The organism is Actinomadura hibisca NBRC 15177, from assembly GCF_001552635.1.
GTDB classification, from domain to species: Bacteria; Actinomycetota; Actinomycetes; order Streptosporangiales; family Streptosporangiaceae; genus Spirillospora; species Spirillospora hibisca.
In genome coordinates, this window is sequence record NZ_BCRO01000002.1 from 12,569 (window position 1) to 26,747 (window position 14,179).

The 14,179-nt window shown below is 73.6% G+C and carries 15 protein-coding genes; 8 read left to right on the plus strand and 7 right to left on the minus strand.

Annotated features, from left to right (window positions below):
- Positions 1-154 precede the first annotated feature (154 nt).
- From nirB to AH6_RS01305, 6 genes are all read left to right on the plus strand, one after another.
- Positions 155-2,683, plus strand: a complete 2,529-nt coding sequence (nirB, locus tag AH6_RS01280; RefSeq protein WP_067472398.1) for a nitrite reductase large subunit NirB — start codon at positions 155-157, stop codon at positions 2,681-2,683.
- Positions 2,680-3,096: a nitrite reductase small subunit NirD gene (nirD, locus tag AH6_RS01285; RefSeq protein ID WP_083982107.1), complete on the plus strand. Its 417-nt coding sequence runs from the start codon at positions 2,680-2,682 to the stop codon at positions 3,094-3,096. The genes nirB and nirD overlap by 4 nt, the downstream gene beginning before the upstream one ends.
- On the plus strand, positions 3,080-4,279 hold the full coding sequence (locus tag AH6_RS01290; RefSeq protein WP_067472061.1) for a uroporphyrinogen-III synthase: 1,200 nt from the start codon (positions 3,080-3,082) through the stop codon (positions 4,277-4,279). The genes nirD and AH6_RS01290 overlap by 17 nt, the downstream gene beginning before the upstream one ends.
- The gene (locus AH6_RS01295) at positions 4,272-4,997 is read left to right on the plus strand and encodes a sirohydrochlorin chelatase (protein ID WP_245679113.1); all 726 of its coding nucleotides are present in this window, start codon (positions 4,272-4,274) and stop codon (positions 4,995-4,997) included. Before AH6_RS01290 ends, AH6_RS01295 begins: the two co-directional genes overlap by 8 nt.
- Positions 4,998-5,051: 54 nt before the next feature.
- Positions 5,052-5,840 carry a VOC family protein gene (locus AH6_RS01300; protein ID WP_067472063.1) on the plus strand — a complete coding sequence of 263 codons (789 nt, stop codon included), beginning with the start codon at positions 5,052-5,054 and terminating at the stop codon, positions 5,838-5,840.
- A 92-nt stretch (positions 5,841-5,932) separates the two neighbouring features.
- A complete protein-coding gene (locus AH6_RS01305; RefSeq protein ID WP_067472068.1) occupies positions 5,933-6,913 on the plus strand; it encodes an ATP-binding cassette domain-containing protein in 981 nt (326 codons plus the stop codon).
- Positions 6,914-6,943: 30 nt separating this feature from the next.
- Here AH6_RS01305 and AH6_RS01310 read toward each other — a convergent pair whose 3' ends face one another.
- Positions 6,944-7,471 (minus strand): DUF4352 domain-containing protein, encoded by a 528-nt coding sequence (locus AH6_RS01310; RefSeq protein ID WP_067472071.1) that lies wholly within the window; start codon positions 7,469-7,471, stop codon positions 6,944-6,946.
- A gap of 162 nt (positions 7,472-7,633) precedes the next feature.
- On the opposite strand from AH6_RS01310, the gene AH6_RS01315 reads away from it, so the two are divergent.
- Entirely contained in the window at positions 7,634-7,876 is a 243-nt protein-coding gene (locus AH6_RS01315; protein ID WP_067472076.1) for a hypothetical protein, read from the plus strand.
- A 121-nt stretch (positions 7,877-7,997) separates the two neighbouring features.
- On the opposite strand, the gene AH6_RS01320 is transcribed toward AH6_RS01315, so the two are convergent.
- Together AH6_RS01320 and AH6_RS01325 are read right to left on the minus strand one after the other, a co-directional pair.
- On the minus strand, positions 7,998-8,201 hold the full coding sequence (locus AH6_RS01320; RefSeq protein ID WP_067472078.1) for a hypothetical protein: 204 nt from the start codon (positions 8,199-8,201) through the stop codon (positions 7,998-8,000).
- Between the two features lie 18 nt (positions 8,202-8,219).
- A complete protein-coding gene (locus AH6_RS01325) occupies positions 8,220-8,516 on the minus strand; it encodes a hypothetical protein (RefSeq protein ID WP_067472081.1) in 297 nt (98 codons plus the stop codon).
- A 227-nt stretch (positions 8,517-8,743) separates the two neighbouring features.
- On the opposite strand from AH6_RS01325, the gene AH6_RS01330 reads away from it, so the two are divergent.
- Positions 8,744-9,670, plus strand: a complete 927-nt coding sequence (locus AH6_RS01330) for an ABC transporter permease (RefSeq protein ID WP_245679114.1) — start codon at positions 8,744-8,746, stop codon at positions 9,668-9,670.
- Positions 9,671-9,681: 11 nt separating this feature from the next.
- On the opposite strand, the gene AH6_RS01335 is transcribed toward AH6_RS01330, so the two are convergent.
- The 4 genes from AH6_RS01335 to AH6_RS01350 form a co-directional block, all read right to left on the minus strand.
- Positions 9,682-9,984 carry a hypothetical protein gene (locus AH6_RS01335; RefSeq protein ID WP_067472084.1) on the minus strand — a complete coding sequence of 101 codons (303 nt, stop codon included), beginning with the start codon at positions 9,982-9,984 and terminating at the stop codon, positions 9,682-9,684.
- Between the two features lie 121 nt (positions 9,985-10,105).
- A complete protein-coding gene (locus AH6_RS01340) occupies positions 10,106-11,521 on the minus strand; it encodes an RNA polymerase sigma factor (protein WP_067472087.1) in 1,416 nt (471 codons plus the stop codon).
- Positions 11,522-11,707: 186 nt separating this feature from the next.
- Entirely contained in the window at positions 11,708-12,805 is a 1,098-nt protein-coding gene (locus AH6_RS01345; RefSeq protein ID WP_245679115.1) for a cation diffusion facilitator family transporter, read from the minus strand.
- Positions 12,806-12,883: 78 nt separating this feature from the next.
- The gene (locus AH6_RS01350) at positions 12,884-14,059 is read right to left on the minus strand and encodes an AMP-binding protein (protein WP_174555064.1); all 1,176 of its coding nucleotides are present in this window, start codon (positions 14,057-14,059) and stop codon (positions 12,884-12,886) included.
- Positions 14,060-14,179: the final 120 nt, after the last annotated feature.

Here is a 14,179-nt window from a genome sequence, read left to right on the forward strand (position 1 = left end):
AGGGGCCGGCGCTTTGCCCGTTCCCTGCCCGTTTCGCTGACATCAGGGGTGTCTCACCGTGAGGGGCTTTTAACACGGCGGTGACAAAGGGGACGCAGCCGCGAAACGGCCCCTGCTGAGGATCGTCCCCATGAACGTCGGAGGGGACGAACACATGAGGGTGGTCGTTGTCGGGCACGGGCCGACCGGGCATCGCCTGGTCGAGGCGCTGCGGTCCCGGGACGGCGGCGGCGCCTGCCGGATCACGGTCATCGGTGAGGAGACGCGGCCCGCCTATGACCGGGTGGCGCTGACCTCCTATCTGACCGAGGACGCAGATCTGGCCTACCCGCCACATGACGGGGAGGTGGAGATGGTGACCGGCGACCCCGTCGCCGGGATCGACCGGGCCGCGCGCACGGTGCGCACGGCGAGCGGCCGCGAGGTCGGGTACGACGCGCTGGTGCTGGCGACGGGCTCGGCGCCGTTCGTGCCGCCGGTGCCGGGCCGCGACCTGCCCGGCGTCTTCGTCTACCGGACGATCGAGGACCTGGACGCCCTCCGCGACCACTGCCGAAACCTTACTATGTCAAGGCAGTCGGTTGAAGGCATCGTCGTAGGCGGCGGGCTCCTCGGCCTCGAAGCCGCACGCGCACTCCAGAACCTCGACGTCGAGACCCACGTCGTCGAAGTCGCGCCCTGGCTGATGCCGCGCCAGCTCGACGAGGGCGGCGGCGCGATGCTCCGCCGCCACATCGAGGCGCTGGGCATGAACGTGCACGCCGGGACGCCCATGGCGGGCCTGGAGCCCGGCGCGGACGGCGCGGTCGCGCGGGTGGCGCTGGCCGACGGGTCGGCGGTCGAGGCGGGCGTGGTGGTGTTCTCCGCCGGTGTGCGGCCGCGCGACGAGCTGGCGCGGGCCTGCGGGCTGGAGGTCGGCGAGCGCGGCGGGATCGTGGTGGACGCCTCGTGCCGCACCTCCGACCCGGCCGTGTGGGCGGTGGGGGAGTGCGCGCTGGTGGGCGGGCAGGTGTACGGGCTGGTCGCCCCGTGTTTCAGCATGGCCGAGGTGGTGGCCGACCGGTTGCTGGCGCTGGCGGGCGGCGGGGACAGCGCCGCGCGGTTCGAGGGCGCGGACCTGTCGACGAAGCTGAAGCTGATGGGCGTGGACGTGGCGAGCTTCGGCGACCCGTTCGCCGGTCCCGAGCAGGGCGCGCTGGACGTGACCTACACCGATCCGGTCGCCGGGGTGTACAAGCGGCTGGTGGTCAGCGACGACGCCCGCACGCTGCTGGGCGGGGTGCTGGTGGGCGACGCGTCGTCGTACCCGACGTTGCGGGCGTTCATCGGCGCGGAGTTGCCGGGCAGTCCGGAGCAGGCGTTGTTCGGCGGGACCGAGGCGGCGGGGGGAGACCTGCCGGGCGCGACGGTGATCTGTAGTTGCAACAACGTCAGCGCCGAGCACATCCGGTGTGCGATCCGGGACGAGGGGCTGACCGAGCTGGCGGCGGTGAAGGGCTGCACGCGGGCCGGTTCGACGTGCGGGAGTTGCACGCCGCTGGTGAAGAAGTTGCTGGACGCGGAGCTGACGGCGGCGGGCGTCGAGGTCAGCAAGGCGTTGTGCGAGCACTTCGAGCACAGCCGGGCCGAGCTGTTCGACGTCGTGCGGGTCACCGGGATCACGACGTTCACGCAGCTGATCGACGCGCACGGGCGCGGGCGCGGTTGCGACATCTGCAAGCCGGTGGTGGCGTCGATCCTGGCGAGCCTGGGCAACGGCCACATCCTGGAGGGCGAGCAGGCGGCGCTCCAGGACACCAACGACCACTTCCTGGCGAACATGCAGAAGAACGGCACCTACTCGGTGGTGCCGCGCATCCCGGGCGGCGAGATCACGCCGGAGAAGCTCATCGTGATCGGGGAGGTGGCGCGCGACCACGGCCTCTACACCAAGATCACCGGTGGGCAGCGCATCGACCTGTTCGGCGCGCGGGTGGAGGAGCTGCCGGAGATCTGGCGGCGGCTGGTGGAGGCGGGCTTCGAGTCGGGGCACGCCTACGGCAAGTCGTTGCGGACGGTGAAGTCGTGCGTGGGGTCGACGTGGTGCCGGTACGGGGTGCAGGACTCGGTGGCGATGGCGATCCGGCTGGAGCTGCGGTACCGGGGGCTGCGCGCGCCGCACAAGCTGAAGTCGGCGGTGTCGGGGTGCGCGCGCGAGTGCGCCGAGGCGCAGAGCAAGGACTTCGGGATCATCGCGACCGAGCAAGGCTGGAACCTGTACCTGGCGGGCAACGGCGGGATGCGGCCCCGGCACGCCGACCTGTTCGCCAGCGATCTGAGCGACGCGGAGCTGGTGCGCTACATCGACCGGTTCCTGATGTTCTACATCCGCACCGCCGACCGGTTGCAGCGCACGGCCTCGTGGCTGGAGGCGCTGGACGGCGGGCTGGACTACCTCCGCGAGGTGATCGTGGAGGACCGGCTGGGCCTGTGCGCCGAGCTGGACGCCGCGATGGAGCGGCACGTGGCGTCCTACTCCGACGAGTGGCGCGCCACGCTGGACGATCCGGACAAGTTGCGGCGGTTCGTGTCGTTCGTGAACGCCCCCGACGTCCCCGACCCGAGCATCGCCTTCGAACCCGAGCGCGATCAGATCAAGCCGGTCCTGGTGGCCGGACCCCGCCTGGAGGTGGCCGCACGATGACCGCCGAGTTGACCGCAGAGCCGTCCGCTCCCCCCGAGACGGCCATGACAGCAGGACAGCCCGCGACGCCGTCGCGCTGGCACGCGGTGTGCCGCTACGGCGACCTGACCCCCGAGCGGGGCGCGTGCGCGATCGTGGAGGGCGCCCAGGTGGCGATCTTCCGGACGTTCGACGGCGCGCTGCACGCGGTGGGGAACCTGGACCCCTTCAGCGGCGCGCAGGTGATCTCGCGCGGCATCCAGGGCACCCGCGGCGGCGCGCCGGTGGTGGCCTCGCCGATGTACAAGGACGTGTTCGACCTGCGGACCGGGCGCTGCGCGGACGATCCGGCGGTGGCGCTGCCGGTCTACGCGATCCGCCGCGCGGCCGGCGACCGGGTGGAGGTGGCGGTTCCCGATGGGCACCGACAGTGAGCCGCTGGCGGGGTTCGCCGTCGGGGTGACCGCGGCCCGCCGGCACGAGGAGCTGGCCTCGCTGCTGGAGCGGCGCGGGGCGCGGGTGGTGCACGCTCCAGCGATCCGGCTGATCCCGCTGGCCGACGACGCCGAGCTGCTGGCGGTGACGCGCGAGTGCGTGGACCGGCCGCTGGACCACCTGGTGGTGACGACCGCGATCGGGTTCCGGGCGTGGCTGGAGGCCGCCGACGGGTGGGGGCTGCGGGACGCGCTGGTGGCGCGGCTGGAGCGCACGACGCTGCTGGCGCGCGGTCCCAAGGCGCGGGGCGCGATCCGGTCGGCGGGGTTGCAGGAGCACTGGTCGCCGGGGCCGGAGAGTTGCGCGGCGGTGCTGAAGCACCTGCTGGAGCAGGATCTGGTGGGCACGCGGGTGGCGGTGCAGCTGTACGGCGAGGAGTTGCCGGAGTTCACCGGGGCGTTGCGGGCGGCGGGCGCGGAGGTGGTGGAGATCCCGGTGTACCGGTGGTCGCGCACCGACGACGCGACGCCGTTGCGGCGGCTGGTGGGGCAGGCGGTGGCCGGGACGGTGGACGCCATCGCCTTCACCAGCGCGCCGGCGGTGTCGGCGACGCTGGCGGTGGCGGCCGAGGACGACTTGGAGGAGCCGCTGCTGGAGGCGTTGCGGACCCACGTGGTGGCGGCGTGCGTGGGGCCGGTGACGGCGCGGGCGCTGACCGAGCGCGGGGTGCCGACGGTGCAGCCGGAGCGGGCGCGGATCGGGGCGCTGGTGCGGGCGCTGGTGGCGGACCTGCCGCGCAGCCGGGCGCGGCGGTTGCAGGTGCGGGGGTTCGCGCTGGAGTTGCGCGGGCACGCGGTGGTGCTGGACGGGCAGTTGCGGCCGATCGCGCCCGCGCCGATGGCGATCCTGCGGGCGCTGGCGCGGCGGCCGGGGCACGTGGTGTCGCGGGCCGAGTTGTGCGGGGTGTTGCCGAGCCGGTTGATGGCGTCGGGTGCGCCGTGGACGCGGGAGGGCGCGCGCAGCGGGCTGCGGGAGGCGCGGCCGCAGGCCGACGAGCACGCGGTGGAGATGGCGGTGGCGCGGTTGCGGCGCGGGCTGGGCCGGTCGGGGATCGTGGAGACGGTGGTGAAGCGCGGTTACCGGCTGGCGTGCGATCCGGTGCGGGCGGAAGTCCGTGGCTGACGTGACGGAGGAGGGCGTGCCGACGCTGCTGGCGGTGGCGCACGGCACGCGCCGTCCGGCGGGCCCGGAGACGGTGCGGGCGTTGCTGGACCGGGTCCGGGCGCTGCGCCCCTGGCTACGCGTGGCCGAGTCCTACGGCGAGCTGGCCGAACCCGTTCTGGAGACGGCCTTACACCGCATCGACGGCCCGGTGGTGGCCGTGCCACTCCTCCTGGCGCGCGGCTACCACGCGCTGGTGGACTTCCCCGGCCGGGTGGAGCGCTGGTGCCCCGACGCGGTGACGGCCCGTCCGCTGGGCCCGCACGCGCTGCTGGCGGCGGCCATGTCCGACCGTGTGGCCGACCGCCTGGACGTCCGCGACGCCGACGCGGTGGTGCTGGGCGCGGCCGGTTCGTCCGATCCGGCGGGTCTGGCGGACGTCCGTGCCGCCGCGCGCCTGCTGTCGCGCCGCCTGCGCCGTCCGGTGCCGTGGGGCCTGGTCGCCGCCGACGGCCCGCCGCTGGCCGAGGTGGTGGCCGAGCAGCGCCGCCGTGGCGCGCGCCGCGTCGCGGTGGCGTCCTACGTGCTGGCGCCGGGGATGTTCCACGAGCGCATGAAGGCGTGCGGGGCCGACGTGGTGGCCGAGCCGATCGGCGCGCACGACGCGCTCGCCCGGCTGGTGCTGCGGCGCTTCGACGAGGCGCGGCTGAGCGCGGCGGTGGCGGTGCCGGTGGCGTGAGGGGAGTCCGAGACACCCGGTGACGGCCGCCCTAGGCTGGAGGGGGAGGCCGTCATGCCGGAGAAGACCTCGTACGAACCGGGCGCGCCCTGCTGGGTGGACCTGGTGACCCCCGACCTGGCGGCCGCCGGGGCGTTCTACACCGGCCTGTTCGGCTGGCACGCCCATCCCGGCGGCGACCGGGAGCGCGGCCACACGCTGCTGAGCCTGGACGGCGACCCGGCGCGGCCGGTGGCGGCGATGATGTTGCACGTCCCCGAGGCCCCGCCCGGCACCCCGGCGCTGTGGACCACCTACGTGTCGGTCGCCGACGTGGACGCCGCCGCGGGCGCGGTCGTCGCGGCGGGCGGCCGGGTGTTCCTGGGCCCGATGGAGGTGCCGGGCATGGGCCGCTTCGCGATGGTGTTCGACCCGCACGGCGCGCACCTGGGCCTGTGGCAGCCGGGCGGCTTCACCGGCGCGGCCGTGGTGGACGAGACCGCCGCCTACACCTGGAGCGAGCTGGCCACGCGCGACGCCGGGACCGCGACGGCGTTCTACGGCGCGACGCTGGGCTGGCGGGGCGCGGGCTACACCTTCGAGGGCACCGACTACACCGAGTGGAAGACCGGGGCGGGCACGCCGGTGGCCGGGATGGTGCTGATGGACGGCCGCTGGCCGCCGGAGGCGCGCCCGCACTGGGCGGTCTACTTCGCGGTGGCCGACTGCGACGCGGTGGCGGTCCGGGCGGCCGAGCTGGGCGGCGCGGTGGTGCTGCCGCCCGCCGACCTGCCGGTGGGCCGCTTCGCGGTGCTGGCCGACCCGCAGGGCGGCCTGTTCTCGGTGATGCAGCCCCCGTCGTGACCCGCCCCGGCCCGTACCGGAAACGGCCTTGACGCTCGGAACGGGCCGCTCCTAGCGTGGGACGGCTGACCAACGCCACTCCGGGGGGACGCATGTCGGACGAGCGACCGGCCATCGAGGTGGACGGCCTGGTGAAGCGGTTCGGCGACGTGGAGGCGGTGCGCGGCATCGGGTTCTCGGTGCGTCCCGGCGAGGTGTTCGGGTTCCTGGGCCCCAACGGCGCGGGCAAGAGCACCACCATCAACATGTTGTGCACCCTGCTGCGCCCCAGCGCGGGCCGCGCGCGGGTGGCCGGGCACGACGTGGTGGCCGAGCGCGACGACGTGCGCCGCAACATCGGCCTGGTGTTCCAGGACCCGACCCTGGACGGCTACCTGACCGGCGAGCAGAACCTGCGCTTCCACGCCGAGCTGTACGGGGTGCCGCGCGCCCTGACCGCCGACCGGATGCGGCAGGTGCTGGAGATGGTGGGGTTGTGGGACCGGCGCGGCGACCGGGTGGAGACCTACTCCGGCGGCATGAAGCGCCGCCTGGAGATCGCCCGGGGCCTGCTGCACTCGCCGCGCGTGTTGTTCCTGGACGAGCCGACGGTGGGCCTGGACCCGCAGACCCGCGCCTCGATCTGGGAGTACATCCGGCACCTGAAGGACGCCGAGCAGATCACGATCTTCCTCACGACTCACTACATGGACGAGGCCGAGTACTGCGACCGGATCGCGATCATGGACTCGGGGCGGATCGTGGCGCTGGACACCCCCGGCGCGCTGAAGGAGGGCGTCGGCAAGGACCGGGTGCAGATCCGCACCGCCGACGACACCGCCGCGATCGCGGCGCTGCGCGAGCGCTTCGACCTGGAGGCGACCCTCGCCGAGGGCGTGGTGACGTTCGCGGTGCCCTCGGGGGAGGCGTTCGTGCCGCGCCTGTTCGCCGAGCTGGGCGTGCCGATCGTGTCGGTGAGCGTGTCCCGCCCCTCGCTGGACGATGTGTTCATGAAGTTCACCGGCTCCACCATCCGCGACGCCGAGGGCTCGGCCACCGACTGGATGCGCATGGCCATGCGCGGCCGCCGCTGAGAGTCGCCTCCCAGCGGCGGCCGGGCCGGGCTACCTGACGTTGACGCGGACGCCGCCGGAGAAGGGCGAGTCGTGCAGCTCCAGCACCGACGGCTTGACGTCGCGGGGCACGTCGAACACGACCACGCCCTTGACGCTGTTGCCGGGGTTGATCTGCTCGTAGAGCGACTTGGACGACTCCAGCCACACCGCGGCCTCGTCGCTGGCGCTGTACTCCTTGCCGCCCGCCAGCAGCTTCTGGGCCGAGCCCATGAACGTCTGCGCCTCCTTGGCGTGGTTGGTGACCGAGAGGCTGACCAGGACGAACTTGCCCTGAGGGTCGGCGCCGACGTACTGGTCGCCGATGCGGGTGGTCCTGGTGGCCAGCTTGGTGACCCTGAAGGTGAGCTTGCCGTCCTTGGCGGGCTGCCCGATCCCGGCGGCCGCGGCCTGCCGCTGCGCGGGCTTGCCGCTCGCGCCGGAGTCGCCCGAGGCGGCCTGGTCGGCCGGGGGCTGGCAGGCGGTGGCGGCGAGGGCGAGGGCCAGCGCGCCGGCGGTGAGGGGGAGGGTCCTGACCATGGCGGTCTCCTAGGGGCGAGGCGTCGGGAGGTTCGAACCGATGAGACGCGCGCGGGGGCGAGATGGTTACCGCTCGTTATCTCATTGCAACCCAAAGTGACCGCTATGCGGCATATGACCCGCTTGCGAGGTGGCGGAACCGGAGCCGGTACGTTGGTCCCCATGGCCGCAGAACAGGCAGACGCCAAGGTCGAACTCGCCGCAACCCGCCACGCCAAGGCCCAGGCCGAGGCCGAGGCGGCCCTCGACGACCTGTGGCAGGCCATCGAGGCCGCCGCCCGGGACGGCCGCACCACCGACCAGCTCGCCGAGGTCACCCCCTTCACCGGCGCGCAGATCCGGCGTCAGCTCCGCAAGCGCGGCGTCCGGCCCGCCAAGGGCGGATCCAGGCTGCGCAGGGGATAGAACGCGGGCGGAAAGTAAGGCCGCCCCGCCTCCTTGAAGGAGGCGGGGCGGCCTTCGCCGTTCCCCGACGCCGCGTCACGCGGCGCCCGGTCGGTGTTCAGTTTCGGTGTTCGGTTGCTGCTCAGACGGTGTCCGGCCGGTCGGGATCGTCGTCCTCGACGCCCTCCAGCGGCACGCCGTGCCGGGTGCCGCCCTCGGTCTCGTAGCCCTCGGTGGCGCTGCCGGTCCCGGGGACGACCCGGTCCCGGGGCGTCTCCTCCCAGCCGGAGTGCGCGCCGCGACCCGGATCGTCGCGGTCGTGGCGTTCGGGCCGCTGCTCGCTCATCGCCGCCTCCGCGCCCGGTCAGCCGGTCGGCACCGCGTCGCGGGCCTTGTCCTTGACGGTGTCCTTCATGTGCGCCATCGCCTCGTGGGGACCGGTGTCGCCCCACTGCTCCTCCAGCCGCATGGCGGTGCCGAGGGCGAAGAACGTCGGCGCCCACTCGCCGATGAACAGGCCCCAGCGGTCGGCGCGGTCGACGCCGGCCGCCTCCATCTTCTTGGACGCCATCCACGACACCACGGTCAGACCGATCGACCCGAACCCCATGGCGTACATCACGCGTGAGGACAGACCCTTCTTGCGCAGGGCGTTGAGCATGCCGCTTCCTCTCGAACATTCGTCGATGTCACGAATTTCTGTCAACGTGGCGGTTCCCGCTGGTTCGGATTGCTACGGCCATGCGCTGGTCAAGTCCGCCCTTGGTGGGGCCCGGCCGGCTCCGGCGGCGATATCGGGCTGACGTCCGCCCCGCGCGGTGGTTTGCTGGACGGCGGCAGGGCGGCGGCGCGGGGACCGCCGGGGACCGACGACGGGGAGGACCGCCGATGGGGACCGCGACACGACAGGCGCCCGTGGTCCGGGTCCGGGTGCCCGAACGCAGCGTGCGGCACGACGCCCGCGCCGTGAAGATCGTGCTGCACCGCGAGCTCATCCGGTTCTGGCGCGACCGGATGCGCCTGGTGTCGGGGCTCGTCCAGCCGGTGTTGTGGCTGCTGGTGATGGGCACCGGGCTGTCGAACCTGATGGCGCGCGGCGGCGGCGCCGACGGCCGGATCGACCTGAAGACCTTCATCTTCCCCGGCGTCTGCGCCATGTCGGTGATGTTCACGGCCATGTTCTCGGCCGGGTCGATCGTGTGGGACCGCGAGTTCGGGTTCCTGCGCGAGATGCTGGTCGCGCCGGTCAGCCGCGCGGCGATCGTGGTCGGCAAGTGCTTCGGCGGCGCGCTGGTGGCCACCCTGCAGGGCACGGTGATCCTGGCGCTGGCCGGGCTGGCGGGCGTCCCCTACGACCCGCTGCTGCTGCTCCAGATGCTGGGGCTGATGTTCCTGGGCGCGTTCGCGCTGACCGGGTTCGGGGTGATGCTGGCCGCCCGCATCAGGACCATGCAGTCGTTCTTCGCCGTCATGCAGATGGCCATGATGCCCATGATGTTCCTTTCGGGCGCCCTGTACCCGCTGAACGGGCTGCCCGCCTGGCTGAGCGTGCTGACGCGCCTGAACCCGCTCACCTACGCCGTCGACCCCCTGCGCCAGGCCGTGTTCGCCCACGGACGTCGCCCCGGCCCTGGCGCGCACCTTCAACCCCGGCGTCACCTGGAACGGGTGGCACGTGCCGGTCTGGCTGGAGGTGCTGCTGGTGGCGGCCATGGGCGTGGGCCTGATGGGCGTGGCCGTCCTGGAGTTCCGCCGGGGCGACTAGCGGCCGCCACCACCGAAAACGCCGCGCCATGTGCCCTGAAAGTGCCCTGACGGGTGGCTCGCTAGCAGGCCCCCGGGCCCGGGACGCCGCCCGGCCGCGGCCCCGCCAGCCGGGGTTCCCAGTACAGCGCCGCCTCCCGGTCGGCGGCGTCGCAGCCGCACTCGCGGGCGTGCCGGGTGCGCGAGGCCGCCCGCCGAGCCAGCGCCGACGCCCGCACCGCCGCGCAGCCGCAGTGGTGGGCCACCGCCGCGCCCGACACCGCGCCGACCGCCGGGCCCGCCGCCGCGCAGTCGCACAGCGGCGACCCGCGCGACTCCAGCTCGTCGGCGAGCGCGGCGCGCTGGGCATCGGTGATGACCGTCATGTGCGAATCCTCCCGCTTTCGGGCGGGAAAGGGGGGAGGAACGCGCAAGGCCCGCCGGAACATCTCCGGCGGGCCTCGCAGCGGCTCACATCGTCCGGCTCACATCGTCCGGCTCACACCGTCAGACCGCGAAGTCCAGCAGCGGCCGCGCGTTGCTGGGGTGGCGCAGCTTGGACAGCGACTCCTTCTCCAGCTGGCGGATGCGCTCGCGGGTCAGCCCGAGGGCCTTGCCGATCTCGTCCAGGGTGCGCGGCGTGCCGTCGTACAGCCCGAACCGCATCGCCATGATCTTGGCCTCGCGCGGCGACAGGATGTCCAGCGTGCGGCGCAGCTGGTCGGCCATCAGCTGGCGGTCCACCAGCTCGGCGGCCTCGGGGCTGTCGGTGTCCTCGATCAGGTCGCCGATCCGGGTCTCGCCGTCCTCGCCGATGGTGGAGTCCAGGCTGATCGGCTGGCGGCTGGTGCGCAGCAGCTCGCGGACCTGCTCGGGACTCTTGTCCAGCTCCACCGCCAGCTCCTCGGGGGTGGGCTCGCGGCCCAGCCGCTGGTGCATGTCGCGCTCGACCCGGCTCAGCTTGCTCAGCATCTCCAGCACGTGCACCGGCAGCCGGATCGTGCGGGCCGAGTCGGCGAAGCCGCGCTGGATGGCCTGGCGGATCCACCACATCGCGTAGGTGGAGAACTTGTAGCCCTTGGAGTAGTCGAACTTCTCCACCGCGCGGATCAGGCCGAGGTTGCCCTCCTGCACCACGTCCAGCAGCGACAGGCCGCGGTCGGAGTACTTCTTGGCGACCGACACCACCAGCCGCAGGTTGGCCTCCAGCATGTGGGACTTGGCGCGGCGGCCGTCGGCGGCCACCCACTCCAGGTCCATGCGGGCCTGCGGGGTCAGCTTCTCGGTCTCCAGCTTGTGCTCGGCGTACAGCCCGGCCTCGATGCGCTTGGCCAGGTCGACCTCCTGCTCGGCGGTGAGCAGCTGGCGGCGGCCGATGGCCTTGAGGTAGGTGTGCACCGAGTCGCCCATGGCCGTAGAGGTGTCGTCCAGGTCGGCGATCTCGGGCTCGGCGGACTCGACCTCGGTGACCTCGAAGGAGTCCTCGGCGTCGGTGTCCTCGGCGTCGACGTCGGCGGGCTCGGGGGCGGCCTTGACCGCGCCCTTGCGGGCGGCGCGCCGGGCGGCGGGGGCCTTCAGGGCGGTGGGCTGGGCGGCCTCCTCGCCCTCGGCGCCCTCGGCGCTCTTGGCGGCCTTGCCCTTGGCGGTGCTCCCGGACTCCGTTTTGGCCTTACCCTTGGTCGCGGCGGTCCGCGCGGCGGGCTTGCGCTTGGCGGACTCGTCCTCGCTGGCGAGGCTGATCCCGTTCTCCGACAGCTCCCGCAGGATCGACCGGCCCTGGGCGGGGCTGATCCCGGCGGCCTCGAACGCTTTGCGGACCTCGTCGAGCGAGAGGCGCCCCTGGGCGCGGCCACGCTCCAGGAGGTCGCCGAGTGCGGAGCCCGACGACTCCGTGAGCGGCGTCTCTACGGCGGTTCGTGGCATGGGACACCCCTCTCCCTTCATGGTTGACGGCGCGACGCGGAGGATTTCGGCTCTGGTGACGCGTGCACTAGACGGAACGTCACCGCCGGTGTTCTTGTTCCCGGGGCACCGGAACAAGCGTCTCACAAGGCACATCCGGAACGTTTCGCAGACCCGGTGTGACCTGCGCGACAACCCCCGCGGCCGCTACCGCGCCGACGGCTCCGGGGGCTCCGGCGGGGCCGCGTGCCCGACGTCCATGCCCGTGCCGCCCATGCCCGTGCCGGGCGGGACCTCCCCGAGCGGGCCGCCGTAGCGGGCCACCACCCGGGCGCGCAGGTCGGGGTCGTCGCGGGGGACCGGCTCCAGGAACACCTCGTCGATCTCCTCGTGCCGCTCGCGCAGCTCGTGCGACAGGCGCACGCAGGCCCGCTCCACGTCGGCGGCCGTCAGGTCGTCGCGGAAGTCCAGCCGGGCGCACACCAGCACCTGGTCGGCGCCGACGGTCATGGTGATGATGTCCACCAGCCACTCCACCTCCGGGGCCGCGGCGAGCCGGGCGCGCACGTCGGTGACGATCCGCGGGTCGGCCTGGTTGCCGACCAGCAGGTTCAGGTTGATGCGGCCCAGCACCAGCGCCACCGCCGTCAGCAGCACGCCGATCAGCACCGAGCCGACGCCGTCCCAGATCGCCGAGCCGGTGAGCTGGTGCAGGCCGAGGCCGGCGAACGCCAGCAGCAGGCCCAGCAGCGCCGCCGAGTCCTCCAGCAGCACGCTGATGGAGGTGGGCTCGTCGGTGCGGCGCACGTAGGCGAGGAAGGGCAGGCCCTCCTCCCGGGCGGCGGCGCGGACCTGCCGCACCGCCTGCTGCCAGGAGATCCCCTCCAGCACGAACGACACCCCCAGCACGACGTAGCCGACCAGCGGGTCGGCCTCGTCGGCGGTGCGGTGGCCCAGCAGGGTCTCCACGCCCTGGTAGAAGGCGAACAGCGCGCCCATGCCGAAGATGGCGACGGCGACCAGCAGGGTCCAGATGTAGCGTTCGCGGCCGTAGCCGAGGGGGTGGCGGCGGTCGGCGGGGCGGCCGCTGCGGCGCAGCCCCACCAGCAGCAGGACCTCGTTGAAGGTGTCGGCGATGGAGTGGGCGGCCTCGGCGGCCATCGACGCCGACCCGGTGACGACCGCGGCGATGATCTTGGCGACGGCGATGCCCAGGTTCGCGCCCAGGGCCAGCAGGACCGTCAGGTTGCTCTCGTGTTGTTGTTCGGCCATGGCCGCCCTTCCCCCGGTGATCAGGGTGGTCATGCCCGGGTCCGGGGGAGATGACACGGGATGTGACCGAGGGGACCCGGGGACGCCCGGGAACGGCCGCGACCTCCCCCGTCAGCCCCGGCGCAGCAGTTCGCGGTCGGGCTTGCCGGAGGGCAGCAGCGGCAGGGCGTCCATCACCTGGAGCTCGTGGGGGGCGGCGTAGACGGGCAGGGTGGCGCGCACCCACTCGCGCAGCTCCTCCAGGCGCGGGGCGCGGTCGCCTGCGGGCACCACCACGGCCGTGACGCGCTGGCCCCACTCGGGGTCGGGGCGGCCGACCACGACGATCTCGGCGACGCCGGGGTGGCGGCCCAGCACGTCGGCGACCTCGCCCGCCACGACCTTCTCGCCGCCGGTGTTGATGACGTCGTCCACGCGGCCGCGCACCCGCAGCCGCCCGTCCTCGACCGCGCCGAGGTCCTGGGTGAGGAACCAGTCGCCGTCGCGGACCTCGCGGGTGAGGGCGGGGCGCAGCCGGTAGCCGGTGAACAGCACGGGCCCGGCGACGCGGATGCGGCCGTCCTCGCCGGTGGCGACGCGCACGCCGTCCAGCGGCACGCCGTCGTAGGCGCAACCGCCGCAGGTCTCGCTCATGCCGTAGGTGGTGAACACCCGGCCGCCGCGCTCGCGGGCGGCCGCCAGCAGGCCCGCCGGGGCGGCCGCGCCGCCCAGCAGGATCGAGCGGAATCCGGACAGGTCGGCTCCGGCCTCGATCAGGCGGCGCAGCTGGGTGGGCACCACGGCCAGGTGGTCGGCGCCCGCGCCGATGACGGCGCGGGGGTCGAAGCGGGGCTGGATGACCGGCTCGGTTCCGGCGACCAGGGCGCGGACCAGCACCTGGACGCCGGCGATGTGGCTGGTGGGCAGGCAGCACAACCAGCGGTCGCCGGGCGCGGCGCCGACGCGGTCCAGGGTGGCGGCGGCCGAGTGGCGCAGCGCGGCCCCGGCCAGCTCGACGATCTTGGGGGTGCCGGTGGAGCCGGAGGTGGCGATCAGCACGGCGGTGCCGGGGTCGACCGGGATCCCGGCGATGGGGACGCAGGCGCTGCGCGGCCGGGCGGGCTCCACGCCGTCGGCGGTCTCGACCGCGTGCGGGGCCAGGGCGTCCAGCAGGGCGCGCAGGGCGGGCGCGGGCAGGTCGGGCGACAGCGGGCAGATCGCCGGGCCGGTGCCGTCCAGCGCCGCGGCGAGCGCGGCGAACAGGCGCGGTCCGGGCGGCGCGATGACGGCGTGCAGGCGGCGATCCATGATCTGCCCAGCGTAGACGACCCCGCTGAACACGTTCGAATCGCGGCGCTGTTGAATGGGACATGACCCCGGGATGGCCACGTTTCCCGTGGTACTACTAAACGTCGAACATGCACGGCA